Source organism: Micromonospora sp. NPDC023869 (assembly GCF_055559695.1).
In genome coordinates this window covers 746393-769586 of record NZ_JBVHKD010000002.1, presented here as the reverse complement: position 1 = coordinate 769586, position 23194 = coordinate 746393, and the positions used below count along the sequence as shown (strand labels likewise).

Sequence of the window (23194 nt, the reverse complement as noted above, 5' to 3'; positions counted from 1 at the left end):
TCCTGTGAGTCCCGAGCTCATCGCGGTGCTTGCGGTGATCGGGGTGGCCCTGGTGTTCGACTACACCAACGGCTTCCACGATGCCGCCAACGCGATCGCGACCAGCATCTCCACCCGGGCGCTCACACCCCGGGTCGCGCTCGCCATGGCGGCGGTCGGCAACTTCATCGGCGCCCACTTCGGCGCCGAGGTCGCCAAGACCGTCGGCAGCGGGCTGGTGGCTCTGCCCACCGGTGTGTCCAGCCTCGGTATCGTTTTCGCCGGGGTCATCGGCGCGATCACCTGGAACATCATCACCTGGTATTTCGGGCTGCCGTCGTCCTCCTCGCACGCGCTGATCGGTGGCCTGGTCGGCTCGACCGTGGCGGCCTCCGGCACCGTGCTCTGGTCGGGCATCGGCGAGAACGTGATCATCCCGATGATCCTGTCGCCGATGGTCGGCTTCATCCTCGGCTACATCGCGATGATCGCCGTGCAGTGGATCTTCCGCAAGGGTCACCCGGGCAAGCTGAACCGGGGCTTCCGCTGGGCGCAGACCGCCTCGGCGGCGGCCATGTCGGTCGGCCACGGCATGCAGGACGCCGCCAAGACCATCGGCATCGTGGTGCTCGCCCTCTTCGTCGGTGGCTACCAGGAGGACGCCACCTACATCCCGGAGTGGGCGTTCTGGACCTCGGCCGCCGTGCTGGCCGCCGGCACCTACGCCGGTGGTTGGCGGATCATTCGTACCCTCGGGCGGAAGATCATCGACCTGCGTCCGCCGGAGGGCTTCGCGGCCGAGACCGTGGCCAGCGGCGTGCTCTACTTCAACGCGCTGGTCCTCGGCGCGCCCATCTCGACCACCCACACGATCACCTCGGCGATCATGGGCGTCGGGGCGACCAAGCGGCTCTCCGCCGTGCGGTGGGGCGTGGCCGGCAACATCGTCGGCGCCTGGATCCTGACCTTCCCGGCGGCCGGCTCGATCGGCGCGCTGATGTACTTCGTCGTGCGCCCCCTGTTCAGCTGAGGTGAAAGGAAGGGTCCCCTGCTAACGCCTCGCGTATAGCAGGGGACCCTTCCTAACATCGCTCAGAGGTAGGAGACGCCGATCTGCGCGCGGACGTCGTCCAGCAGGGTCATGCTCTCCAGGGTCGCCGAGTGCGGCACCAGCGGGCTCTCGGTCAGCCCCTCGGCCAGGCAGCGCTGCACCTCGATCGCCTCGTACTGGTAGCCGTTGCCGACCAGCTCCGCGCTGATCGTCTCGGCCGGCGAGTCCGCCCGGTGCAGGACGAAGCCGTCCGGCCGGAAGAACGGATCGGGCAGCTCGATCCGCCCGGTGGTGCCGATGATCGAGGCGGTGAGCCCGGTCGCCCCGACCATGCCGCAGCTCAGCGTGGCGACGGCCCCGGAGTCGTACCCGAGGACGATGCCGGTGTTCTCGTCCGTGCCCTCCGGGCCCAGCTTCGCCCACGACCGGACGTGCTGCGGCACGCCGAGGATCAGGTGGGCCAGGCTCACCGGGTAGACGCCCAGGTCCAGCAGCGCACCCCCGCCCAGCGCCCGGGCCCGCATCCGGTGCTCGGGCGGGAACGGCCCGGCAACGCCGAAGTCGGCGCGTACGCCGGTGACCGTGCCGATCGCCCCCTCGGCGATCAGCTCGCAGGCGCGCAGGATGAGCGGGTTGCACCGCATCCACATGGCCTCCATCAGGAAGACGCCGCCCGCGCGCGCGGTCTGGACCAGCTCGGTGCTGGTGGCCAGGTCGAGCGTGAACGGCTTCTCCACCAGCGCCGGCTTGCCGGCGGCCAGGCAGGTGCGGGCCGCCTCGTAGTGCGCGGCGTGCGGGGTGGCGACGTAGATCGCGTCCACCTCGGGGTCTGCGGCCAGATCGTCCCAGGTGCCGTGCGCTCGGGTCGCGCCGTGTCGTTCGGCGAAGCGCTCGGCGCTCTCGGCGGTCCGTGAGCCGACCGCGACGAGTTCCGCGCCCGGCACCAGGCGGAGGTCTTCGGCGAAGCGAGCGGCGATGTGGCCGGTGGCCAGGATGCCCCAACGAGTCATGGCGTGACGCTACCGAAGATCACCTCCGGGCGGCACCGCTGATCCACCGCTCGGGACATCGCTCTAAGCTCGGCGTATGACCCTGGATCGTGGTTATCCCGCGCCGCCCGCGCTGGTGGAGCACGCCCGCCGGTTCCAGGCGTCGGGCGGGGTTCCCGCGGTGCCCCGGACGGCCGCCACCGTGCTGCTGCTGCGTCCGGCCGACGAGGGCTTCGAGGTCTATCTGATCCGCCGGGTCGCGGCGATGGCCTTCGGCGGCATGTACGCCTTCCCCGGCGGCGGCGTCGACCCCTCGGACTCGACCGCACACCTCGACTGGGCGGGGCCCGAGCCGGCCGACTGGGGCGTACGGCTCGGTGTGCCGCCGCAGGCCGCGCAGGCGGTGGTCTGCGCGGCGGCCCGCGAGGTGTTCGAGGAGGCCGGGGTGCTGCTCGCCGGCCCCGACGCGGGCCGGGTGGTCGGCGACGTCAGCGACGACGGCTGGGAGGCCGCCCGGGTCGACCTGGAGCAGCGGCGTACCGGCTTCGCCGAGTTGCTGGCCGCGCGGGACCTGACGCTCCGCTCCGATCTGCTGCTGCCGTGGAGCCGCTGGGTGACTCCGGACTTCGAGCCGCGCCGCTTCGACACGTACTTCTTCGTCGCGCTGCTGCCCGAGGGACAGCGGACCCGGGAGGTCTCCGGCGAGGCCGACCACGCGCTCTGGATCCGTCCTGCGGACGCCTGCCGACGGGCCGCGGCCGGTGAGTTGACGATGCTGCCGCCGACCCAGGTCACGCTCGCCGAGGTGGCCGCCTGCGACGACCTGGCAGCGGTGGCGCGGGCGGCGGCGGCCCGGGACGCGGCCACCCCGATCACGCCGGTGCTGGACCTCTCCGACGAGGTCGATCCCCGCTTCTATCTGGGCGACCCGCCGACGCGCTGACCCGCCTCAGCCCAGGTGGTAGTTGACGTGGGCGGACCAGCGGGCGAACCCGGTCCGCTCGTAGAGCGCCACCGCGCCGGTGTTGGACTCGTCCACGTAGAGCATCACCCGGTCCAGACCGCGCTGCTCCCGCAGGTACGCCAGCCCCGCCGTGGTCAGCGCCCGACCGAGTCCGCCGCCGTGCGCGGACGGGTCCACCCCGAGTACGTACACCTCGCCGATGCGCGCCGAGCCTTCCCGCTCGTGCACCTTCGTCCAGTGGAAGCCGAGCAGCCGACCGGTCGCCGATTCGACGGCGAGCAGGAAACCGGCCGGGTCGAACCACGGCTCGTCGAGGCGTACCCGCAGGTCGTCGGCGCTCCACCGGCCCTGCTCGGGATGGTCGGCGAAGGCCCGCGCGTTCAGGGTCAGCCAGGCGTCGTCGTCCTGGCCGGGGCGGAACGCACGCAGTTCCACCCCGTCGGGCAGGCGTGGCGGGTCCAGTGCGATCAGCGGCCGACGCAGTTGCCAGAGCACCCGGGCGCGGCGGAAGCCGAGGTCCACCGCGAGCGCGGCGGCCGACGGGTGGTCGCCATGTGCCCAGGCGCGCAGCGGCCCTGGTGCGGCGGCGACCACCGCCCGGGCCAGCGCCCGACCGGTGCCGCGTCGTCGGTACGCCGGGTGCACCACGAGTTCCGCCCCGATCCCGCTGCCCGGGTCGCCGGTGTCCAGGTGGGCGTACCCGGTGAGGGTGCCGTCGTCGCGGGTCAGCAGGTGGATCGCGGGTGCCCGCTCGTCGCGCAGCCGGAGCAGGACGTGTTCGTCCAGCGGGTCCGCGCCGTCGGAGTCGCCCGCCGCCCGGGCCAGCGCCAGCACCTCGGCGATCTCCGTCGGCCCGAGCCGCTCGGTGCGGTGGACCTGGTCGCCGGTCGATCGAGTGCCGCTCATCCCGTCACCGTATCCGGGCCACCGGCGGCATCGCGGCGGTGGGCGGGACGACGCCGGTCAGAAGCCGTGACGCGGCAACGCCTCTACGTCGAGCCGACCGCTCAACTCGGGCAGGATGCGGTACAGGGCGTCCACTGTGCCCTGTCGGTCGCCCCCGGCGTCGTGCAGCAGGACGATCGAACCGGGCTGCACCCCGTCGAGCACCGACGCGGCGATCCGGGTTGCGCCGGGCCGCTGCCAGTCGGAGGTGTCCAGCGTCCAGTGCAGCGGCGTCATGCCGAGTTCCCGGGCGGTGGCGACCAGGGAGTACGTCCAGGCGCCGCCGGGCTGGCGGTACCAGGCGATCGGGGCGTCCGGCACGGCGGCGCGGATCGCCTCGCTGGTCCGCAGCAGATCGTTGCGGATCTGTTCCGGTGACCGCGCGCCCAGCGTCACGTCGTGCTCCCAGCTGTGATTGCACAGCGTGTGGCCGTCGGCCACGATCTGCTGGACGAGCCACGGGTACGCCTGGACGTTCTGGCCCACCAGGCAGAAGGTCGCGGTGACCCGGTGCTCCCGCAGCAGGGCGAGCACCTGGGGCGTGTAGTCCGGGTTCGGCCCGTCGTCGAAGGTGAGGGCGACGGTGCCGGTGCCGGTGGTGACCCGGGTGCCCATCGGGCCGAAGTTGGGGTCCTGGGTCTCGCCGTGGTCCGGGTCGTGCGGGACGCCGCTGGGCGGGACGGAACTGGGTGTGCCGGTGGGTGCGGGGGAGTCCGCCGAGGGCGGCACCTGGTCGGCGTACTCGGGGTGCTCGGCACCGGTCGCGGTGACCGCGGAGTCGTTGCGCGGCTCCTCGGGCAGCAGGTTGCGCCCGAGTAGGTACGTCGAACCGAGCACCGCGGACACCACGAGCGCGATGACGCCGACCGCCTGTGCCGTGCCCACCGGTCGTCGTGCCGAGCTCCCGTAATACGTGCCCACCGCAGCCCCTTTTGCTGGTTGACTCGGCAGTCACCATAAGACCGGCAAGTCGACCAAAAGGGGCGTATAGGGATTTAGCCCTCGACGGTGAGAGGGCGCAGCGCCAGGGCCGCGTGCTCGGTGGCCTCGGCCAGTGCCCGGTTCGACGGCACGACGAACTTGTAGCCCACCTGGCGCACGGTGCCGATCATCGACTCGTACTCGGAGCCGAGCTTGGCCCGCAGGCGGCGAACGTGCACGTCCACCGTCCGGGTGCCGCCGAAGTAGTCGTAGCCCCAGACCTCGCGCAGCAACTGGTCGCGGGTGAACACCCGGCCCGGGTGCTGGGCCAGGAACTTCAGCAGCTCGAACTCCTTGTAGGTGAGGTCGAGCGGGCGGCCTTTCAGCTTGGCGGCGTACGTGTCCGGATCGATCATCAGCTCGCCGGCCCGGATCGAGCCGCCGGCGCCGGCCGTGGCGTTGCTCAACCGGCCGACCGCGAGCCGCAGCCGGGCCTCCACCTCGGCCGGGCCGGCGGAGGCGAGGATGACGTCGTCCACGCCCCAGTCGGCGTTGAGCGCGATCAGGCCGGCCTCGGTGACGACCGCGACCAGCGGTACGCCCAGCCCGGTGGCGTGCAGCATGCGGCAGGTCGCCCGCGCCTCGCTCAGCTCGGAGCGGGCGTCGACGAGTACGGCGTCCGGGCTCGGGCCGGCGACCAGGGTGCGGACGTCGCGCGGTGCGGTGCGAACCGAGTGCGGCAGCAGGTCGAGTGCCGGCAGCACTGCGGATGGTTCGCCTGCTCGTGCGGTCACCAGCAGCAGGATCTCCACGATCACCTCCGTCCCGGCGGCCGGTGTGGCCGCACGCGACCAGCGGCACTCAGGGCGAGTGGGCGCTGGGAACTTCCGTGGGTCCCGGCGTCGCTGACGGGCGGGTTTCGGCTTGAGACTAGCTGATGGCCCGGCTCGGACCTTGTCGCGGTTTCCTGTTTGCACCTTCTGCCCCTGATCGCGGCCCAGGTTTTAACGTCGCGGAAACCGTGGCACCCGAGTTGTGCATATGGTCTGGCACGATCGGTGGGTGTTTCCCTCCAACTCGCCCGAGACCGACCGCGACCCGTGGGCGGACGGCGCGCCCTCCGGTGAGGGCTCGGCACCGCGTACCGGTCCGGCCGTAGAGACCGAGGAGCGGGGCCGCTCCCGGGGCCCGCGACGCCTGCGCCGTGGCGGCTCGGCCCGGCGTGCCGACGACGCGCTCGACGAGGAGGAGGACGAGGACGAGGAACCACCGGTCGAGGTCCCCAAGAAGCTCTCCCTCGCCGTCGGCGGGTTCGCCGCGCTGCTCGGCGTCGGTCTGATCGTCGGCGCGCAGACCTCCGGGCCCGGCGACCGGGTGCCCTTCGCCATCGTGGTGTTCCTCGTCCAGGTGCTGTTCGTGCTGGCCTGGACGGTGGTGAACCGGCCGCCGGCCTCCGCGGTGGTGATCGGCGTCGGCGTGCTGGCCGCCGCCGTGGCCGACACCGTGGCCATCCGTACGGCCGAACCTCGCCTCCTACCGCTGTTCTACGTCGCGGTCGGCGGGGTGCTCGTCGCGGTGCTCGGGCAGTTGGTCCGGCGGGTGGACCGGGTGCGGGTGACCGACTCGGTGCGGACCACCGCGACCATCGTGCTCGGCCCGGTCGCCTTCGCCACGCTCATCGTGCTCACCCGGGTTCCCGCCGGCACCCAGGCGATCGCGGTCTGCCTCGCGGCGAGCGCGGTCGCGCTCACCGTGGCCCGGCTGACCGACGCCGTCGCGGCCTGGCCCCGACTCGCGCCCCAGGTGCCACGGGGGGCCGCCGGAGTGGTCGGTGGCGCCATGGTGGGTACGCTCGTGAGCGCGTTGCTCGGCGGCTATCTGGTCACTCCGTTCACGCCGACCCGGGCCGCGATCATCGGCCTGGTCACCGCAGTCGTCGCCGTGCTGGCCGACCTGGCCTCCGGGTACGCCGCGGCGGGTCGACTGATGGCGGGCGAGCTGCCCGACGCGTGGGCGGCCCGGCACGTGCAGGGGCCGCTCGCCGGCTTCGCGATGGCCGCCCCGGCCGCGTACCTGATGTGCCGACTGGTGTTGTAGCCGGCCGCTTCGGCGGGCGGTTGAGGAATCCGGACATCGGGTAACACCGGTGCGCCGCCGGGCGTACCGGCGATTCGACCGGTGTCGAAGGACAGGAGAAGGCGTGGAGCACGAGCAGACCTATGGACGGCGACCGCGGCGACGGGGGCGCAAGGTACTGATCGGCTTCGTCGTCCTGCTGCTCGTACTCGTCGGGCTGGTCGCGATCGCCGACCGGGTCGCGGCGAACGTGGCCGAACGCACCATCGCCGACGAGGTCCGCCAGCAGGTGGCCCAGCAGGGTGCGCAGTCCTCCCCGCCCGAGGTCGAGCTGGGCGGGTTCCCCTTTCTCACCCAGGTGCTCGACGGCCGGTACGAGCGGATCACCATCCGGCTGCGCGACGTACAGGGCTCGGTGCAGGGTGACGCGGTCGCGCTGCCCAGCCTGGACGTGGACGCCCGCAACGTGCGCGCCTCGCTGGACACGTTGCGCACCGGCCAGGGCGAGGTGGTGGCCGAGACGGTCAACGGGACCGGCACGATCAGCTACCAGAGTCTGGCCGCGCTGCTCGACCGCGAGGGCCTGACCCTCGGTGAGCAGGACGGGAAGCTCGCCGTGACCGCCCCGCTGGACGTCCTCGGCCAGCGGCTCACCGTCACCGGCATCGCCGAGATCGTCGTCGGTGAGCAGGGGCAGATCGCGCTCCGCTTCGAGGACCTGGACGCCGAAGGGCTGCCCAACGTCGCGATCGCCCGCACTCTGCTGAACAATTTCGCCCGCAGCATCTCGGTCGACGTGCCCCTGCCGGAGCTGCCGTTCCAGCTCACCGTCCGGGAGGTCGCGCCGAGGCCGGAGGGGCTGACGGTGACCGCGGACGCACGGGACGTACCGATCAACTCGGTCGGCTGACCCCGGTGCCGACGTCCCGGATGCTGGTCGGCCCGGTGGAGATTCATGAGATCGCTGGTAGGCTCCCTGGTCATGGGGACGCTCCTCACCAAACGGCGCGCGGTCGACCTGTGCCGCGTGGCCACCTGCCTGTGTCGCCCCGTCATCTGACGGCGGGGCTGTTTCGGGCCGCCTAGCGGCCTAAGGCACTCGGGGTACGCGTACCTGATCCCGGTGCACCCCACCGGACGCCCGGCAGCGGCGCCGTCGCACGAATCCCGTGATCCGTTCCTAGCTATGGGTCCCGCGCGTGGTGCGACTCCTTCGTCACAGCGATCTCCGCGCGCTGGCTCACCATCCATCCTCACCAGGGAGTGATCTGATGAGTCGCGACACCGCACTCGTCTCGGCCGAGTGGGCCGAGAAGAACCTCGACGCTCCGGGCGTCGTCTTCGTCGAGGTCGACGAGGACACCTCGGCCTACGCCACCGGTCACATCGCCGGTGCGATCAAGCTCGACTGGAAGACCGACCTGCAGGACCCGGTCCGCCGGGACTTCGTCAACAAGGCCCAGTTCGAGGCGCTGCTCTCCGAGCGCGGCATCAGCAACGACGACGTCGTCGTCCTGTACGGCGGCAACAACAACTGGTTCGCCGCGTACGCGTACTGGTACTTCAAGCTTTACGGCCACGGCGACGTCAAGCTGCTCGACGGCGGTCGCAAGAAGTGGGAGCTGGACGGCCGTCCGCTGGTCCGCGACGAGGTGACCCGCTCGGCGACGCAGTACGTCGCGCAGGAGCCGGACACCAGCATCCGGGCCTTCCGCGACGAGGTCGTCGCCGCGATCGGCACCAAGAACCTGGTCGACGTGCGCAGCCCCGACGAGTTCGCCGGCCGCCTGCTCGCCCCCGCCCACCTGCCGCAGGAGCAGGCCCAGCGGGGTGGCCACATCCCCACCGCGATCAGCGTGCCGTGGTCGAAGGCGGCCAACGAGGACGGCACCTTCAAGTCCGACGACGAGCTGCGCAAGATCTACGGCGAGGCCGGGCTGGACGACGGCAAGGAGACCATCGCGTACTGCCGGATCGGCGAGCGCTCCTCGCACACCTGGTTCGTGCTCCAGGAGCTGCTCGGCCACCGCAACGTGAAGAACTACGACGGATCCTGGACCGAGTACGGCTCGCTGGTCGGTGTGCCGGTGGCACTCGGCGACGAGCCTGGGGAGGCCTGAGATGACCGCTCCGACCGCCGCCGGTTGCGCCGCACCGGATCAGGCCGCGCCGTTGCCGGCCGGCATCGACCTGGAGAAGGAAACCGTCATCACCGGCGTCGTCCGCGCCGCCGAGGGTGACCCGGTGCCGGGTGCCTACGTCCGGCTGCTCGACTCGACCGGCGAGTTCACCGCCGAGGTGGTGACCTCTCCGGCCGGTCAGTTCCGGTTCTTCGCCGCTCCCGGCAACTGGACCCTGCGGGCCCTGTCCCGGCACGGCAACGGCGACACCGCCGTGACCGCAGGCCGAGGCGTCACCGAGGTGACCGTCACGGTCACCGACTGACCCACGCTCTGATCGGCCTCGTGGCCCGCGTCCCCCGTACAACCCGGGGGACCCGGGCCACGAGCCGTCTGCGCCCTTCCGCGACGCGGTACGTCAGCCGACCTTGCGGCGGGCCTTGGCACCCCACTTGGCGGCGGTCACCAGCAGGGCACCGAGCCCCAGCAGGATGCTGCCGAGCAGGCCGACGGTGGCGGTGGAGGCGCCGGTCAGCGGGAGGTCCTGGTTCGCGGACATGTTGTCACCTCCCTCAGCCCTTCACGCCGACCGCCATGCGCGCCGGGGAGTCCCAGACGCACCGGTCGACCGTCGGCTGTCGGATCGCCTTCACCAGGGCGTGCACCAGGATCACCCGGTACAACAGGTCGGCGAAGACGATCACGGGGAGGAACAGCGGTAGGCGGGGGCGTCGGAGCCGCCACGCGGCGAGGCCGACCCAGAGGCTCTGCCCGGCCAGCATGAGCCCCAGCCCGGCCAGCAGCCCGGGGCCGGCGGTGGCGAGCAGCCAGAGCGTCACCGGGCCGCCGGCCACATACAGCACCCAGTGCAGCATCAACAGCAGGTACGCGAAGTCGAAGCGGCTGGTGTGCCGACCCACCCGGTGCCCGATGACGCCCTGGAAGGTGCCCCACATCCAGCGCAGGTTCTGTCGGTACCAGTCGGGCAGCGTGGTCGGGTCCTGGAGGTGTGCCAGGGCGCGCGGCGCGTACACGACCCGGCCGAGGTTGCGCCGGTGCGTCTCCAGCACCCAGTACGTGTCGTCGACGATGTACGGCGGCTGCTGCGGCAGCACGGTGTCCAGCAGTTCGGTGCGGTACACCGAATTCGAGCCGGAGATGCAGTTCATGACGTTGAAGTGGCTCTGGATCCGACGGATCACCGCCTGGTACGTCCAATAGCTGTAGGCCCGTTTGGCCAGCCACGGGTTCCACCGCCGCTCCGGTGGCCACCACGTGACGTTGTGGCCCACCGCGATGCCGACCTCCTCGGTCAACTCGGCCAGGGCGGCGGTGACGAAGTCCGGTGCGACCACCACGTCGTCGTCGAGGATGGCGACCGCCCGGTAGTGCGTACCGAGATCGAATTCGACGTATCCGGCGTGCAGGGCGGCCGGCTTGCCGACGTTGCGGGTCAGGTCCAGCACCCGCGCGCCGGCGGCCTCGGCGAGGTGTGCGGTGTCGTCGGTCGAGGCGTCGGAGACCAGGTACACGTCGCTGCCGGTGGCGCGGGCCGCGCGTACCGTCTCGGCGATGGTCGCGGCGCCGTTGCGGCAGGCGATCAGGACCGCCACCTGGTCGGCGCGTACCGGGCCGTAGCGCGGTGGCCGGATCCCGTGACGCGGCCGGTAGACCACCTCGGGGCGGACGAAGCCGTACCCGAACGAACCGACGATCAACAGCAGCGCGAGGGCACTCACAGTGATGGTCGAGGCCAGGAGGACTTCCAGCATGACAGCCAATCCGCAGGCGGGAGGGTTTGTGAACGCCGCTCGCGTTGAGGCGTGCTGCTAACGCTAAGTGATGTACCGCTGGTCGCCAAGAGCGATGATCGCTTTCGTCCGTTCGGCCGACGACCGGATGACCCTCCGGCCGAGCGGAAACGCCGATGACCAGGAGAAACAGTCGGGTGGACGGCCGCGCGACAAGGCTGGACGGCGCCCGGTGGCTGGCCGGCCGCGATCGATGGAACGCTTCGGGGTCGGCGTGGGTGGGTGGCGGGTGCGCCCCCTGTCGGGTCGCGCCCTTTCGAGCTGACGGCGAGAACGGATCAGGCGTCATGCCGCAGTCCGGGTTCGCCCGCCCGTCCGCGATGCGTCCGCCGGTCATTCGTCCGCCGGTCATTCGTCCGGCGGTCATGCGCCCGGCCGCGATGCGTCCGCCGGTCATGCGTCCGGCGGTCATTGGCCCGGTTGTCATTGGCCCGGTTGTCATTGGCCCGGCGGTCATTGGCCCGGCGGTCATTGGCCCGGCGGTCATTGGCTCGGATGTCGTCCGCCCGGTTGTCATTGGCTCGATTGGCATCGGCTCGGCTGCCGGTCGCCCGGTTCTCATCCGCCAGGGTTCCCCGTGCTTGTGCTCGCCGCCCGCACGCGGCGAATGGCCTGTGCCCGGCTGTCCGGGTCGGGCGGAGCGGGTCGTCTGGCGGGGGTTGGCCGGGGATCGCTGTCGGAGGGCCGCGAGGAAGCTCGCCGAGATCTCAATCTTGGACAGTTTCCGTTTCGCGCTAACGGAAACTGTCCAAGATTGGTGGTCACTCTCGCTCGTGAGCCGCTTCGGTCAGTGGGGGAGCGGGCGTAGCGGGTGGCGGGAGCAGCCGCCGTCGTGCTCGGGCCGCAGCAGGCAGCGACGGCCGTAGGTCATCCGCCGGTCGCAGAAGACCTGATGCTGTACGTCCGGTACGCCTTCCTCGGAGATCGTCGTCTCTCCGAGGATCACGTCGGCCGGTGGCCCGAGGGAGCGGAGAAGTGCGCGGGTGAGCAGGTGCGCGGCGACGAGGTCGGTCGCGCGGAGCGTCAGGTGTACGACGAAACGCGGTTCCTCGTCAGTGTCGGCATCCCGCACGTCGCGCACCTCTCCTCAGCTCGGAAGCCCTGCACGGCCACCCGCCTCCCCTCGGCTCGGAGGCCAGATGCGTTCATCGTTCCCTGGTCCGGAAGCCCTGCGGGTCTATGAGCTCGTCACGAGCTGTCCTCCGACGTGGTCTCCGGCGGCGGGTCGGTCGGTGGGGGAGTCGGGGTGGGCCGCCGTGCCCGGCCCACCCCGACCAGGGGGTTGAGCCCTGCTCGTTGCCACGCGAGGAGCACTCGTCGGCCAACTTATGCGCGTAAGGCGCATAAGTCAAGGTCGAGGGCGTCGGCTTGTCGAGGTGCCGGGAGGCGTGATCGAATCGAGAAGCCACGCGAGGAGCGCCATGCCTGCTGTACCGGATTACCTGAGAATCGCCAATGGGATCATGTCGGATGTCGAGAGCGGCAAGACCAAGCCGGGCGACAAGCTGCCGTCCATTGCCCAGCTCTGCGAGTTGCACGGCGTCGGCGCATCCACGATCCGCCAGGTTTTCATTCGGCTTGAGGCGCTCGAAGTGATCGATCGCCATCAGGGCAAGGGTGTTTTCGTGACCGATCCGAGCACCTGGCTCCGCAAGCCCTGACTGGATTCCGGGCGGACAGGGCGGCGATGGCCGCCGGTTCGTGACGAACCGGCGGCCACCAGTGGTAGTGCGTCAGATACCGGTCGCTCTGGTGCAGGTCGACGCGGGATCAAGGGCGAAGTCGAGCGAGCCGACGATGCCCGCCTCGATCTGGTGCCGCTTGACCTGCGGCACCCAGCCGTCCTTGGCCACGATCACCTCGTACCGGCCCTTCGGCAACCACCAGGCGTACCTGCCGTCGGCACCGGAGGTCAGGGTCGTGCCGGTGCCGGCCGAGATCAGGTTCACCCGGACGGTCGCCGCCACCGGCACCGTCACTCCACCGCAGGTGGTGCCGGTGACGGTGCCCTGGACCTTGCCCCAGCTCGACGGCGGCGAGACGTTCATCTCCACCGACACCGGCGTCACCGGGTACGGGGTGTCCGAGGCGACCGCCAGTTCGGCGTCGTACCGCCCCGGCTGCTGCAACCCGGCCGCCGCCGTCGCGGTGAGCGTCACCGTCACCGTCCGGGACGCGCCCGGCGCCAGCGTGAAGGTGGTCGGGGAGCTGGACAGCCAGGGCACGTCCGCCTCGGCGGCACACTGCTCCAGACCACCGAGCCGCTCGCTGTCCGCCGAGCCCACGAAGGAGCTGGGCGAGCCACCGATCTTGTAGGCGCCGCAGGCCGCCGCGCCCCGGTACCGGCCGAACTGGGCGTTGGGCAGGTCACGCCAGGCCCCGGTGGCCGGGTCGTAGGCGATGGTGCGGTTGCTGACCGCCGTCGAGCCGGCCGTCACGCCACCGGCCAGCACGAGCATTCCGCCGGCCGCCGCGTACTGGGAGCCCCACAGCTCGGTGGGCATGCTCGGCAGCGCGCTCCACGTGTCGGCCGTCGGGTCGTACCGGTAGGCGTCGGTGTACTCGGTGCTGCCGGTGCCACCGGCACAGTGCACCGTCTCGCCGAGCCCGCCGCAGGCCAGCCAGGACACCGGGTGCGGGTAGGCGGCCCGGGTGCCGAATGTGCCGGTCGCCGGGTCGAAGACCACCAACCGGTCGGAGTCCGTGCAGGTGGCGTCGGCGCAGCCGCCGACCAGGTACACCTTCCCGTCGACCACCGCCCCGCCGGCCGCCGCAGCCGGTGCCGGGTTGGTCGCCCCCGGCACGGTGCTCCAGGTGCCGGCGACCGGATCGAAGACGTCGACGGTGGTCACCGTACGGTCGTCCGCGCCCCAGCCGCCGATCACGTACAGCTTGCCGTTGACCGCTGCCGCGACCGGCTTGGAACGCACCACCGGCAGGTCCGGCAGGGCCGTCCAGGCGTCGGCACCCGGGTCGTACGCCCAGGCCCGCCGCTCGGTGCCGGTGCCACCGCCACCACCGACCGAATAGATCTTCCCGTCCAGCCACGCGGCGGCGTTGTCATAGATCGCGGCCGGCAGCTTGGCGATCGGGCTCCACGCGTCGTCGGCCGTGGTACGCACCTCGGGTGCCGCCCCGCCGTACGCGACACCGGTGCGGGCCTTGCTGATCCCCTTCATCTTCTGTTCCCGCAGCGGTGCGCCGGACTGGTTCAGCAGCTCGAACGTGCCGGTGCGTTCCAGCAACTCGACGGCGGCCGGCGCGCTGCCGGTGTTGCGCACGGTCAGCTTGGTGGTCCGGGTGCTGTTGTAGGGCTGGTGCGACACGACCGACGCGGGGCTGACCGTGAGCCGCCCGGCGCCGAGGGCGAAGTCGGCCCGCTTGACCCGGTCGGCGTCGACCGTGACCTGCTTGGTGGCCGGCTGGTACGGGGGACGGCTGGCGGTGAACGGGTGGGCGCCGGTCAGGCCGGAGAACAGCCAGTAGAAGCCGTCCGGCTCGGCGGTGTCCTCCGGGGTCGCCGTCGACACGGCCCGGTCCTGCGGCCGATCGTCGCTGACCACGGTCACGCCGTCCACGGGCGCACCGGTGTTGCGGTCGGTGGTGGTGCCGACCACCAGCCCACCGGGCACCGGCGTGCACTCGCGGTTGACCACCTCCACGTCGTCCACCTGCCACCACCAGGCGAAGGTGCCCTTGAACCGGAAGCGGACCAGAGCCGAGGCGGCGTTCGCCGCCGGGGTCAGCGCCACCTCCTCGACGCGCGGGCCGCGCCGGCTGGTGGTCTGGTGCCAGACGTTGGTCCAGGTGGCGCCGGAGTCGACGGAGACGTCGACGTCGGCGGTGTCGGTGATCCCGACGGCCCGCCAGTCGCTGCGGAAGCGCAGCACCGGCGCGGCGGTGCCGGAGAGGTCCAGCGGCGGGGCGATCAGGTCGGTGTCCTGGGTGTTGCCGCTGCCCAGGGCGTCACTGTCGACGATGGCGAACCCGCCGGCACCACCGGTCAGGTTGCCACGCGACCGGGCGTCGGTGAAGGTCCAGCCACCGGAGGCGGTGCGGTTGTCGACCCGCCAACCTGCCGGGGTGCCGGTGCCGTCGAAGCTCTGGGTCAGCAGCGGGGCCCCGAACCGTCCGGTGTAGCCGGCGGCGGTGCACCCGGCCTCGACCGGGACGGCCACGTCGGCCGTGGTGGCCGCACCGCCGACCGGCACCTCCCGGGTCACCGTGCGGTAGCCCGGGTAGTGGGCGGTCACGGTGAGGCGGTACGTGCTGCCGCCCGGCGCGGTGAACGAGTAGCGACCGGTGACCGGGTCGGTGAAGACCGGCCCACCGGGCCGCCCGGCCACCTCGACCTTCGCGTACAACGGCCAGCCGTGTCCGGAACCGTCGGTGACCTTTCCGCTGACCGTGACCGTCGGGGTCGCCGTCAGCGCGAAGTTCCGGGTGACGGCCTCGCCCTCGGCCACCGTGACGGTTGCCGACTGACCGGCGTAGCCGTAGGCGCTGACGGTCAGGCTGGTCTCGCCGGCCGGCACGTTGAGCGCGTACCGGCCGTCGGCGCCGGTGGTGGAGGTGCGGGTGCCGTCGGTCACGGTGGCACCGGCGACCGGGTCGTCGTCGGCCCCGTCGGTGACCACGCCGGTGACCCGGCCCACCGGGCCGCGTGGGGCGTCCCGCACCGCCGCGTACGCGTCCAGGCGTCCCTCGCCGAAGACGTTGTTGTCGGCCGGGGTGCCCCCGCAGGTGGTGGCGTCGACGTCACGGGCGGTGCGGTCGAGCAGTGCCTCGGTGCCGGCCACGTCCCCGCGCAGACTCGGCGCCGCTGCCCAGACCAGCGCGACGGTGCCGGCCACGTGTGGGGCGGCCATCGAGGTGCCGCTGAACGAGGCGTACCCGCCGTTGCGGACGCTGGAGCGGACGTTGCTGCCGGGCGCGGCGATGTTCGGCTTGATCTGGTCGGTGCCGGAGCCTCGGCCGGAGAAGCTGGCGATGGCGTTGTTCACGTCGTACGCGCCGACCGCGTACGCGTTGGCGTTGTCACCGGGCGAGCCGGCGCTGCCGCAGGCCGGTCCGTCGTTGCCGGAGGAGAAGACCGGGAACATGCCGGCGGCCCGCCAGGCGGCGACGGTCTGCTGGTACCACGGGTCGCCCCCGTCGCCGCCCCAGGAGTTGTTGACGATGTCGGGGCGCAGGTCCGGACGGGGGTTCTGCCCGGCGGCGTCGGTCGGCGCGAGCACCCACTGGCCGGCGGCGAGCAACGAGGCGTCAGCGCAGCTGTTCGAGCCGCAGCCCTTGGCGGCGATCCACCGGGCACCCGGGGCCACGCCGATCTGGTTGCCGGCGCCGTCGTCACCGACCATGGTGCCCATGGTGTGTGTGCCGTGGTCGTTGTTGTCGCAGGGTGCGGTGCCGGCGCATACGCCGGTCGGGTCGAACCAGTTGTACGCGTGGTCGAAGCCGTCGCCGAGGTTGCCCCGGTAGGAGCCGACCAGCGCGGGGTGGTCGTACCGCACGCCGCTGTCGATGTTGGCGACCACGACGCCCTCGCCACGATCGCCGAACTCGTCCCACACCTGCGGTGCCCCGATGTTGGTCAGGCCCCACTCGACGGCTGCGGTGCGGGCCCGGGCGGTGTCGGTGGCGGTCGGCCGGACCAGCGGGTAGCTACGGCTGGGGGAGAGCCGGGCCACCTCGGGCCGTCGGGCGATCTCGTCCAGGAGCGCCTTGTCACCCTCGACCCGGATCGCGTTGGCGATCCAGTACGCGGTGTGCGGCACCTTGCGCTCGTCGAGTAGCGCCCGCAGGTCATGTTGGGTACGGCTGGCGGTGTCGGTCAACAGCCGGTGCACCTCGTCCGCCCGACGGTCGGCGTCGCGCAGCCGGGCGGCGTCGGCCAGCGGAGCGGTCTCCCGCAGGTACACCAGGAACGTCGTGGTCGACGCGGTGTCGAACCGGTCGAGCAGCCCCTGGTCGACGGCGGCCCGGTGTGCCGTCGGCTGCGGGGGCGGTGCGGCGACGGCGGGCTGGGCGGTGACGGCGAGTACGGCGGCGGCCAGCAGCGTCACCGCCCGCCACCGTGATGACCGTGCGGATGGTCGTGTGAACAAGGTTCCTCCCCCACGTCGTCGGCCCCGATCCGTTCGGGGCCGGAGACCCGCGCGCCGGGATGCGACGTCGCGGAGCGGACCGGACGATGTGGGTGGCTGATGGTGAGCGCCCGCCCGCTGAGAGTCATGCTCTTGCTCCGACAGTCAGTGATCAATGGACGGCGTCGGTCAGTACTCGGTCAGTGACGTGGCGGGATCCTGACCGTTAGTCTGATTCGGGGGCTCCATCGGTGACTGTCGTTGGCGATTGATGGAAAGTCGCAGGTCAGCACGGTGCTCTCGGGGGAGGCAACGTGTCCGTTGAGGAGATACCGATCCTGGTCTGCGTCAGCTCCGACGCCTCGGTCCGGCACCGGGTCATGCAACGGCTGGACGGGGTGGGGCCGGTGGTGATCTGTAGTGATCTCGCGCAGTTGCGCGCGATGTTCCCGGCCCCGCTGGCCGAGCCGGCCGTGTCGACCGACGAGCCGACCGGCCGACCGGCGAGCTGGGGAGATCTCGTGGTGGACCGGGCCGGGCACCTGGTCACCTGGCGGGGTGCGCCGCTGGGCCTGACGCGTACCGAGCGGGAACTGCTGGCCCGGCTGATGAGCCCGCCGCTCGCGCTCTGGAGCTACGAGCGGCTGTTCGCCTCCGTCTGGGGCGGCGCGTACCTCGGTGACACCGCCATCCTGCACTCGGCGGTGAAGCGGTTGCGGCGCAAGCTGCGGGCGCTGCCCGGGGGCCCGCAGGTGCAGACGGTCCGAGGGGTGGGCTACCGCCTGAGCACCCCGCCGGAGGCCGCCGACGGGCGTCCCGGCGAGGCGCTACACCACGCGTGACACGATGACCCGGTGAGCGGCGCTGTCCAGACGGGGTATCCCCCGCCCGCAGGTCCCCGGCCCCCGGCCCCCGAATCCCGGTGGCCGCGCTGGCTGATCGTGGCGACCGTGGCCTGGGCGGTGCTGCTCGCCGGTCTCACCTGGCGCTCCGCCCAGCAGGACCCGCCGACCGTCCGCGAGCAGCGCACGCTGGCCGAGGCCGGCCCGGTGGTGGACGCCGCCATCGGCGAGCTGGTGGCGGCGAGCTGGGGTGCGGTGCCCGCGCTGGTCGCCCCCGAGGTGGACCGGGGCTGCCGGATCACCCCCTTCGCCGAGGGAGCGGAGCTGGTCCGCGCCGTCGACCTGGCGGTGCCGGTGGGCGAGGAACGGGCCGCACTCCAGGAGATCTCCGACCGGCTCCCCACGGCGTGGCGGTCCGGCATCCGGGTCACCTCCGAGGGGCCCCGGCTGCGCGCCGACGCGGGCGAGTTCGTCACCGTGCTGGGACGACCCGTCTCCGACGGCCGGATCCGGTTGACCGCGGACACCGGGTGCCGGATGGTCGGCGACGACTACTCCGCGCCGGGGACGGACGCCGCCGGCGCCGAGGTCGGTGCCCTGACCGAGGCGCTGCGCACGCTCGGCAGCACCGCGACCGAACCCGACGAGGTGGTGGCCGCGCCGTGCCCGGGCGGCGGGTCGGCGCGTACCGTCCGGTCCGCCGCCGGCGCGCTGCCCGCGTCGCCGCAGGCCACGCTCGCCCCGCTGGCGGGCGGCACGCCGGTGGTCGACACCAGCGAGGTGTACGCCTTCCGGCGCGACGGCGTCGCGGTCCTCGCCGACCTGGACGCGGGCGAGGTGGTGCTCGCCGCCACCACCGGCTGCGCCGGCTGATCGGCACCACCGGCTGCGCCGGCTGATCCGCTCAGCCGAGCGCGTCGTCCCGGCTGCGACTGCGGCTGCGACCCAGCGCGTCCGCGCGTCCCCAGCGGCCGGGGATGTCCAGCAGCTCGACCCGCCCGATGCCCTGCGGCACGTACGGGTCGACGATCAGGTGCTCGCCCTGTGGTTCGAGCCCGAGCATCACCCGCAGCAGCATCAGCGGCGTCCCCGCCGACCAGGCCTGCGGGCTGCACGCGGTCGGATACTGCACCGGGTACTCGGTGAGGTCCCGCTCGTACCCGGCGAACGCCTCCGGCAGCCGACCGTCGAAGTAGCGCGCCGCCGCCAGGATCGACTCGCAGATCTGCCCGGCCTGGGCGCGGAAGCCGTACTTCCACAGCCCCCAGGCGATGAGCGAGTTGTCGAACGGCCAGACCGTGCCGACGTGGTAGCCGATCGGGTTGTACCGCCCCTGGTCGTCGGCGAGGGTACGGACGCCCCAGCCGGAGAAGAGGCGTGGCCCGACGAGGTGATCGGCGATCCGCCGGGCCCTCGACTCCTCGACGATGCCGCTCCAGAGCAGGTGCCCGATGTTGGAACTGAGCGCGTCCACCGGCGTGCCGTCGGCGTCCAGGGCCAGCGCGTAGTACTCCTTCTCGGGCAGCCAGAAGTCCCGGTTGAACCGTTCCTTCAGCTCGGCGGCCTCCCGTTCCAGCCGGTCGGCGTACTCCGGGTCGTTCCAGAACAGCCGCGCCATCCGGGCGCCGCGCAGCTTGGCGTCGTACGCGTAGCCCTGCTGTTCGCAGGTGGCCCGGGGAAAGCTCGGCAGCCGGCCGTCGGCGTAGGAGATCGCGTCCCACGAGTCCTTCCAGCACTGGTTCTCCAGGCCGGTCTTCGGGTTGCGGGTCTGGTACCAGAGATAGCCGGTGCCGAGCAGGTCGCCGTACGTGTCGATCCAGGCCAGCGCGCCCCGGGCAGCCAGTTCCAGCCGTTTGACCAGGGCCACGTCGCCGGTCCACCGCTCGTACTCGTCGAGCAGGATCACGAACAGCGGCGTGGAGTCGGCGGCACCGTAGTAGGGCGAGTGCGGCTGCTCCTCGAAGCCGGCGGTCTCGCCGTAGCGCAGCTCGTGCAGGATCTTGCCGGGGTCCTCGTCGCGGAAGTCGTCCAGCCGGTGGCCCTGGAGACCGGCCAGCATCGTCAGCGTGGGCGGGATCAGTTCCGGCTGGAACGGCAGGACCTGGAGCGAGGTGATGATGCTGTCCCGGCCGAACAGGGTCATGAACCAGGGCAGCCCGGTGGCCAACAGGCGGACGCCGAGCGCGATCGACTCGTACCGGAGCGCGGCCAGGTCGTCGAGACTGCGCCGGTACGCCTCGGTCAGCGGCTGGTAGTCGCAGCTCAGCTTCGGGGCCTTGGCGATGAACTCGGCGTGCTCGGCCTGGATGACGGCGGTCGTCCGGCTGCCGGAGAAGGGGAGCTTGCTGCGGACGTCCTCGCCCCGGGCACCGTAGATCGTGGTGGCGACGGTGAGCCGGGTGGTCCACTCGCCGTGCGGCCCGATCTCGATCGGAAAGGTCATCCCGGTCAGGTCGACCTCCGCCGGTGCGCTGCTGCTGATCACCGTCTCCCGGTGGAACGCCTCCCGGCGGTAGTCCAGGCGCAACGCGTTCTCGCTGGGGGCGGCGGTGTGCTCCCCGCGCTTGCGCTGGGTGTCCTTGATCTCGAAGAGGTCGGCGAAGTCGGCGCCCATCTCCACCCGGACGGTGAACGTCATCGGCTGCCCGGAGTGGTTGAGCACGGTCAGCTCCTCCTCGAAGCTGCCGCTGATGGCCCGGCTGCGGATCACCGAGACCTTGGCGTCCAGGAAGTGGGTTGGCTCACCCGGCACCAGGAAGTACCGGGTCCGATGCGACTCCGAGTCGTCCATCGACAGCGCGTGCAGCCGCTCGCCGTCGAGCAGCAGCAGCCAGGTGGAGAGGAACCGGGTGTCGAAGGAGAACAGGCCGGTGGGGAAGTCGATCGCCGGCTCGATGTCGCCGCGCCTGTCACTGACCAGGAAGGTGTTGCCGTCCAGGATGCTGACGAGTTCCTTCACCGGATCCGCCTGACGTGCTCGCGGGCCACCTCACGGGGATCCCGCGTGCCGGGCGGCGGTGGAAAGAAGCGCCGGAAGGCGAGGAACAGGACCACGTCCCCGGTGTACGTGCTCTCGTTGCGGAACACTGCGGAGATGCTCTGCGCCTGGCCGTTGACCAGCCGGTCGAACAGGGGCACGCCGCAGTACCAGACGGCGTCGGCGGACTCCGGGCCCTGGCTCACCTCGGCCGCGCCCGGTCGCATCCGGACCAGCCAGTGTTCGGTGTGGTGGCCGTCGGAGAGGTCGATCCGGAGCGTGCCCGCCACGGGGGCGCGGAGTACCTCCGGGGCCCGGGCCGGCAGCGCCGCGAAGAACTTCTCGGTCGCCTCGGTCACACCCGAATCGTAGGCATTAGCCCGAGTTGTCGGGCCGGTTCCGGCGCGAGGGCTCAGTACACGAGTGCCTGTGCGCCCTCGGCCATCGTCTCCTCCACGAAGACGGCGGCACCGGCGATCCGCACGCCGGGGATCACGTCGCCGGTGCCGATGTCCCGTCGGGCGGCGCACTGGGTGCAGGCGGTCACCGTGCCGGTCGCCAGGATCACGTGCAGCAGCTCGGCCAGCGGCGCGGAGTGCGGCAGCTCGAAATTCTGTGCGCGACCGGGCAACGCGAACCAGGTCGACTCACCGGTGAGCCAGAGCGAGACGTGTACGCCGGCTGCCGCCGCAGTGGCGGCGACGGTGAACGCCTGGGCGCATCGCTCCGGCGCGTCGGCGCCGGCGGTGGCCTTGACGACGAGAGTGCGGGCCATGCCGCCCAGCATAAGATGGCCCGGATGGTCACCGAGATCGGGTTCGTCAGCCTGCTGGTCGCCGGCCTGGGCGCGCTCGCCGGTGGTCTGGTGTACGTGGCGGTCCTCATAGCGAGAGGCAGATAATTGAGCGCGTCGGACGAGAATCCGCTGGCACCGCCGCCGTGGCTGAACGCGCCGCCGGTCGAGCCGTACCCCTTCGAGGAGAGCCACGACCTGCGGGTCGGGCCGAAGCTGCACCCGAGCCTGGACGGACTGCTGCCGTACGTCGGCGTCTGGCGGGGACGCGGCCGGGGTGGCTTCCCCACCATCGAGGACTTCGACTTCGCCCAGGAGATCCGGATCAGCCACGACGGCCGTCCGTTCCTGCACTACGAGTCGCGGGCGTGGATCCTCGACGAGCAGAGCCAGCCGGTGCGTCCGGCCGGTCGGGAGGTCGGCTGGTGGCGTCCGGTGCTCGACGGTGACCGGGTCACCGACGAGCTGGAGGCGCTGCTGACTGTCCCCACCGGCGTGATGGAGCTGCACGTCGGGCGGCGCAAGGGCACGCAGATCGAGTTCGTCACCGACGCGGTGGTGCGGACCTCCACCGCCAAGGAGGTGACCGCCGGGCACCGGCTCTTCGGCATCGTCGAGGGAGCGTTGCTGTACGCGCAGGACATGGCTGCGGTCGGCCAGCCGCTCACGCCGCACCTGTCGGCACGCCTGATCCGGGTGGCCGGCTGAGCCGACCGGCGTCTGGCGTCCGGCTTCCGGCGTCGGCCGTCAGGGCAGCCCTCCGGCCAGCCGTCAGGGCAGCGGGAAACCGAGCAGGTCCTGCACCGCCCCGGTACGCGCACCGGGCGGCAGCGGCGTGCCGTCGAGACTGCGCACCGCCACCGCGCCGCGTACCGACGAGGTGAGCCAGACGCCGTCGGCGGTGCGCAGCCCGGCCGGGGTGACCATCCGTTCGTCGGCCGTGCAGCCCAACTCGGCGGCGTGCGCCAGCAGCCACGCGACGGTGGTGCCGGGCAGGATGCCGGTGTCCCGGGCCGGCACCGTACACAGGGCGTCACCGTCCAGCCAGACCACGTTGGCGGTCGGGCCTTCCAGCACGTACCCGTCGGAGGAGACCCAGAGCACGTCGTCGACGCCGGCCCGCGCCGCCCAGCGGCGGGCGGCGGTGCTCGCCGAATACGAGGTCGACTTGAGGCCGGCGGGGAGCCAGTCGAGATCCGGTCGGGCCTGCGCGGGTACGCCCAGCGCAAGCGTGGCCACCCGTACCCCGTCCCGGCGGGCCTGCCGAGCCGTGGTCGGCACCTCGGCGAGGGTGGCATACACGGTGGGTCCTCCGCCGCCCTCCGGGCCGCGCGTGCAGACCAGCCGGAGCGCGCCCTCGACCTCGGTCGGCCAGCCGGCGGCGACGTCGTCCAGCAGCGCGACCAGGTCGGCGTCGGGCGGCAGGGGCAGCTCGACGGCGGCTGCGCCGGCCCGCATCCGGGCCAGGTGCTCCTGCCGCAGCCACGGCCGACCGCCGCGCAGGTGCATGGTCTCGAACAGCCCGTCGCCGTGCAGGACGCCGAGGTCGTCGCCGCGCAGCAGCGGCTCGCCGGGCGGTCGCAGGCCCCGGCCCAGTACGCCGATCCGCGACGCCACCATGCGGCCGAGCCTAGTGCCGA

The 23194-nt window shown here is 72.0% G+C and carries 24 protein-coding genes; 12 read left to right on the top strand and 12 right to left on the bottom strand.

Annotated elements, in window-relative coordinates:
* Window positions 1-4: 4 nt before the first annotated feature.
* On the top strand, window positions 5-1009 hold the full coding sequence (locus ACZ31C_RS09315) for an anion permease (protein ID WP_396741975.1): 1005 nt from the start codon (window positions 5-7) through the stop codon (window positions 1007-1009).
* A gap of 62 nt (window positions 1010-1071) precedes the next feature.
* Here the strand turns inward: ACZ31C_RS09315 and ACZ31C_RS09310 are convergent, their stop codons facing one another.
* A complete protein-coding gene (locus ACZ31C_RS09310) occupies window positions 1072-2040 on the bottom strand; it encodes a Gfo/Idh/MocA family protein (protein ID WP_465794809.1) in 969 nt (322 codons plus the stop codon).
* A 76-nt stretch (window positions 2041-2116) separates the two neighbouring features.
* Here ACZ31C_RS09310 and ACZ31C_RS09305 point away from each other — a divergent pair, with 76 nt between their 5' ends.
* Entirely contained in the window at window positions 2117-2962 is an 846-nt protein-coding gene (locus tag ACZ31C_RS09305) for an NUDIX hydrolase (RefSeq protein WP_350699324.1), read from the top strand.
* A gap of 6 nt (window positions 2963-2968) precedes the next feature.
* Here ACZ31C_RS09305 and mshD read toward each other — a convergent pair whose 3' ends face one another.
* The 3 genes from mshD to ACZ31C_RS09290 all read right to left on the bottom strand — a co-directional run bounded on the left by mshD (window position 2969) and on the right by ACZ31C_RS09290 (window position 5661).
* The gene (gene mshD, locus ACZ31C_RS09300) at window positions 2969-3889 is read right to left on the bottom strand and encodes a mycothiol synthase (protein ID WP_465794808.1); all 921 of its coding nucleotides are present in this window, start codon (window positions 3887-3889) and stop codon (window positions 2969-2971) included.
* Window positions 3890-3946: 57 nt separating this feature from the next.
* Window positions 3947-4813 carry a polysaccharide deacetylase family protein gene (locus ACZ31C_RS09295; RefSeq protein ID WP_465794807.1) on the bottom strand — a complete coding sequence of 289 codons (867 nt, stop codon included), beginning with the start codon at window positions 4811-4813 and terminating at the stop codon, window positions 3947-3949.
* 110 nt (window positions 4814-4923) lie between these two features.
* Complete coding sequence (locus ACZ31C_RS09290; protein WP_350699330.1) at window positions 4924-5661, bottom strand: winged helix-turn-helix transcriptional regulator; 738 nt, start codon at window positions 5659-5661, stop codon at window positions 4924-4926.
* A 250-nt stretch (window positions 5662-5911) separates the two neighbouring features.
* Here ACZ31C_RS09290 and ACZ31C_RS09285 point away from each other — a divergent pair, with 250 nt between their 5' ends.
* The 5 genes from ACZ31C_RS09285 to ACZ31C_RS09265 all read left to right on the top strand — a co-directional run bounded on the left by ACZ31C_RS09285 (window position 5912) and on the right by ACZ31C_RS09265 (window position 9370).
* Complete coding sequence (locus tag ACZ31C_RS09285) at window positions 5912-6946, top strand: hypothetical protein (protein ID WP_465794806.1); 1035 nt, start codon at window positions 5912-5914, stop codon at window positions 6944-6946.
* Window positions 6947-7049: 103 nt separating this feature from the next.
* Complete coding sequence (locus ACZ31C_RS09280) at window positions 7050-7835, top strand: LmeA family phospholipid-binding protein (RefSeq protein ID WP_465794805.1); 786 nt, start codon at window positions 7050-7052, stop codon at window positions 7833-7835.
* Between the two features lie 45 nt (window positions 7836-7880).
* Window positions 7881-7985: an Ms5788A family Cys-rich leader peptide gene (locus ACZ31C_RS09275; RefSeq protein WP_396741961.1), complete on the top strand. Its 105-nt coding sequence runs from the start codon at window positions 7881-7883 to the stop codon at window positions 7983-7985.
* 211 nt (window positions 7986-8196) lie between these two features.
* A complete protein-coding gene (locus ACZ31C_RS09270; RefSeq protein ID WP_350699335.1) occupies window positions 8197-9045 on the top strand; it encodes a sulfurtransferase in 849 nt (282 codons plus the stop codon).
* 1 nt (window position 9046) lies between these two features.
* Window positions 9047-9370 carry a DUF1416 domain-containing protein gene (locus tag ACZ31C_RS09265; RefSeq protein WP_350699336.1) on the top strand — a complete coding sequence of 108 codons (324 nt, stop codon included), beginning with the start codon at window positions 9047-9049 and terminating at the stop codon, window positions 9368-9370.
* A 93-nt stretch (window positions 9371-9463) separates the two neighbouring features.
* Here the strand turns inward: ACZ31C_RS09265 and ACZ31C_RS09260 are convergent, their stop codons facing one another.
* The 3 genes from ACZ31C_RS09260 to ACZ31C_RS09250 form a co-directional block, all read right to left on the bottom strand.
* Complete coding sequence (locus ACZ31C_RS09260) at window positions 9464-9604, bottom strand: hypothetical protein (protein ID WP_162854347.1); 141 nt, start codon at window positions 9602-9604, stop codon at window positions 9464-9466.
* Window positions 9605-9617: 13 nt separating this feature from the next.
* Window positions 9618-10817, bottom strand: coding sequence for a glycosyltransferase family 2 protein (locus ACZ31C_RS09255; RefSeq protein ID WP_465794804.1), 1200 nt, complete (start codon window positions 10815-10817; stop codon window positions 9618-9620).
* 826 nt (window positions 10818-11643) lie between these two features.
* Window positions 11644-11928 carry a hypothetical protein gene (locus ACZ31C_RS09250; protein ID WP_465794803.1) on the bottom strand — a complete coding sequence of 95 codons (285 nt, stop codon included), beginning with the start codon at window positions 11926-11928 and terminating at the stop codon, window positions 11644-11646.
* Window positions 11929-12277: 349 nt separating this feature from the next.
* On the opposite strand from ACZ31C_RS09250, the gene ACZ31C_RS09245 reads away from it, so the two are divergent.
* Window positions 12278-12517: a winged helix-turn-helix domain-containing protein gene (locus ACZ31C_RS09245; RefSeq protein WP_465794802.1), complete on the top strand. Its 240-nt coding sequence runs from the start codon at window positions 12278-12280 to the stop codon at window positions 12515-12517.
* Window positions 12518-12589: 72 nt separating this feature from the next.
* Here ACZ31C_RS09245 and ACZ31C_RS09240 read toward each other — a convergent pair whose 3' ends face one another.
* On the bottom strand, window positions 12590-16963 hold the full coding sequence (locus ACZ31C_RS09240; protein WP_465794801.1) for a S8 family serine peptidase: 4374 nt from the start codon (window positions 16961-16963) through the stop codon (window positions 12590-12592).
* Between the two features lie 293 nt (window positions 16964-17256).
* Here ACZ31C_RS09240 and ACZ31C_RS09235 point away from each other — a divergent pair, with 293 nt between their 5' ends.
* The gene (locus ACZ31C_RS09235) at window positions 17257-17784 is read left to right on the top strand and encodes a winged helix-turn-helix domain-containing protein (RefSeq protein WP_396741954.1); all 528 of its coding nucleotides are present in this window, start codon (window positions 17257-17259) and stop codon (window positions 17782-17784) included.
* A 12-nt stretch (window positions 17785-17796) separates the two neighbouring features.
* Window positions 17797-18657, top strand: coding sequence for a hypothetical protein (locus ACZ31C_RS09230; RefSeq protein ID WP_465794800.1), 861 nt, complete (start codon window positions 17797-17799; stop codon window positions 18655-18657).
* A gap of 31 nt (window positions 18658-18688) precedes the next feature.
* On the opposite strand, the gene ACZ31C_RS09225 is transcribed toward ACZ31C_RS09230, so the two are convergent.
* Genes ACZ31C_RS09225 through ACZ31C_RS09215 form a run of 3 tightly spaced genes read right to left on the bottom strand, consistent with a single transcriptional unit; the run spans window position 18689 to window position 21548 of the window.
* Entirely contained in the window at window positions 18689-20743 is a 2055-nt protein-coding gene (locus ACZ31C_RS09225; protein ID WP_465794799.1) for an amylo-alpha-1,6-glucosidase, read from the bottom strand.
* On the bottom strand, window positions 20740-21120 hold the full coding sequence (locus tag ACZ31C_RS09220; protein ID WP_465794798.1) for an SCP2 sterol-binding domain-containing protein: 381 nt from the start codon (window positions 21118-21120) through the stop codon (window positions 20740-20742). The genes ACZ31C_RS09225 and ACZ31C_RS09220 overlap by 4 nt, the downstream gene beginning before the upstream one ends.
* 53 nt (window positions 21121-21173) lie before the next feature.
* On the bottom strand, window positions 21174-21548 hold the full coding sequence (locus ACZ31C_RS09215; RefSeq protein WP_396741948.1) for a DsrE family protein: 375 nt from the start codon (window positions 21546-21548) through the stop codon (window positions 21174-21176).
* Window positions 21549-21560: 12 nt separating this feature from the next.
* Between ACZ31C_RS09215 and mtfM the strand changes: the two genes are divergently transcribed.
* Window positions 21561-21662, top strand: a complete 102-nt coding sequence (mtfM, locus tag ACZ31C_RS09210) for a small membrane protein MtfM (RefSeq protein WP_465794797.1) — start codon at window positions 21561-21563, stop codon at window positions 21660-21662.
* Window positions 21663-22262: a heme-binding beta-barrel domain-containing protein gene (locus tag ACZ31C_RS09205; protein WP_465794796.1), complete on the top strand. Its 600-nt coding sequence runs from the start codon at window positions 21663-21665 to the stop codon at window positions 22260-22262. It abuts the gene before it with no gap.
* Between the two features lie 63 nt (window positions 22263-22325).
* Here the strand turns inward: ACZ31C_RS09205 and ACZ31C_RS09200 are convergent, their stop codons facing one another.
* Entirely contained in the window at window positions 22326-23174 is an 849-nt protein-coding gene (locus tag ACZ31C_RS09200) for an aminotransferase class IV (RefSeq protein ID WP_465794795.1), read from the bottom strand.
* Between the last annotated feature and the right edge of the window lie 20 nt (window positions 23175-23194).

Coding starts and splice junctions, on each gene's coding strand:
- ACZ31C_RS09310 (WP_465794809.1), bottom strand. CDS start 2,040: ATGACTCGTTGGGGCATCCTGGCCACCGGCCACATCGCCGCTCGCTTC.
- ACZ31C_RS09305 (WP_350699324.1), top strand. CDS start 2,117: ATGACCCTGGATCGTGGTTATCCCGCGCCGCCCGCGCTGGTGGAGCAC.
- mshD (WP_465794808.1), bottom strand. CDS start 3,889: ATGAGCGGCACTCGATCGACCGGCGACCAGGTCCACCGCACCGAGCGG.
- ACZ31C_RS09275 (WP_396741961.1), top strand. CDS start 7,881: ATGAGATCGCTGGTAGGCTCCCTGGTCATGGGGACGCTCCTCACCAAA.
- ACZ31C_RS09270 (WP_350699335.1), top strand. CDS start 8,197: ATGAGTCGCGACACCGCACTCGTCTCGGCCGAGTGGGCCGAGAAGAAC.
- ACZ31C_RS09265 (WP_350699336.1), top strand. CDS start 9,047: ATGACCGCTCCGACCGCCGCCGGTTGCGCCGCACCGGATCAGGCCGCG.
- ACZ31C_RS09260 (WP_162854347.1), bottom strand. CDS start 9,604: ATGTCCGCGAACCAGGACCTCCCGCTGACCGGCGCCTCCACCGCCACC.
- ACZ31C_RS09255 (WP_465794804.1), bottom strand. CDS start 10,817: ATGCTGGAAGTCCTCCTGGCCTCGACCATCACTGTGAGTGCCCTCGCG.
- ACZ31C_RS09245 (WP_465794802.1), top strand. CDS start 12,278: ATGCCTGCTGTACCGGATTACCTGAGAATCGCCAATGGGATCATGTCG.
- ACZ31C_RS09215 (WP_396741948.1), bottom strand. CDS start 21,548: ATGCTGGGCGGCATGGCCCGCACTCTCGTCGTCAAGGCCACCGCCGGC.
- mtfM (WP_465794797.1), top strand. CDS start 21,561: ATGGTCACCGAGATCGGGTTCGTCAGCCTGCTGGTCGCCGGCCTGGGC.
- ACZ31C_RS09200 (WP_465794795.1), bottom strand. CDS start 23,174: ATGGTGGCGTCGCGGATCGGCGTACTGGGCCGGGGCCTGCGACCGCCC.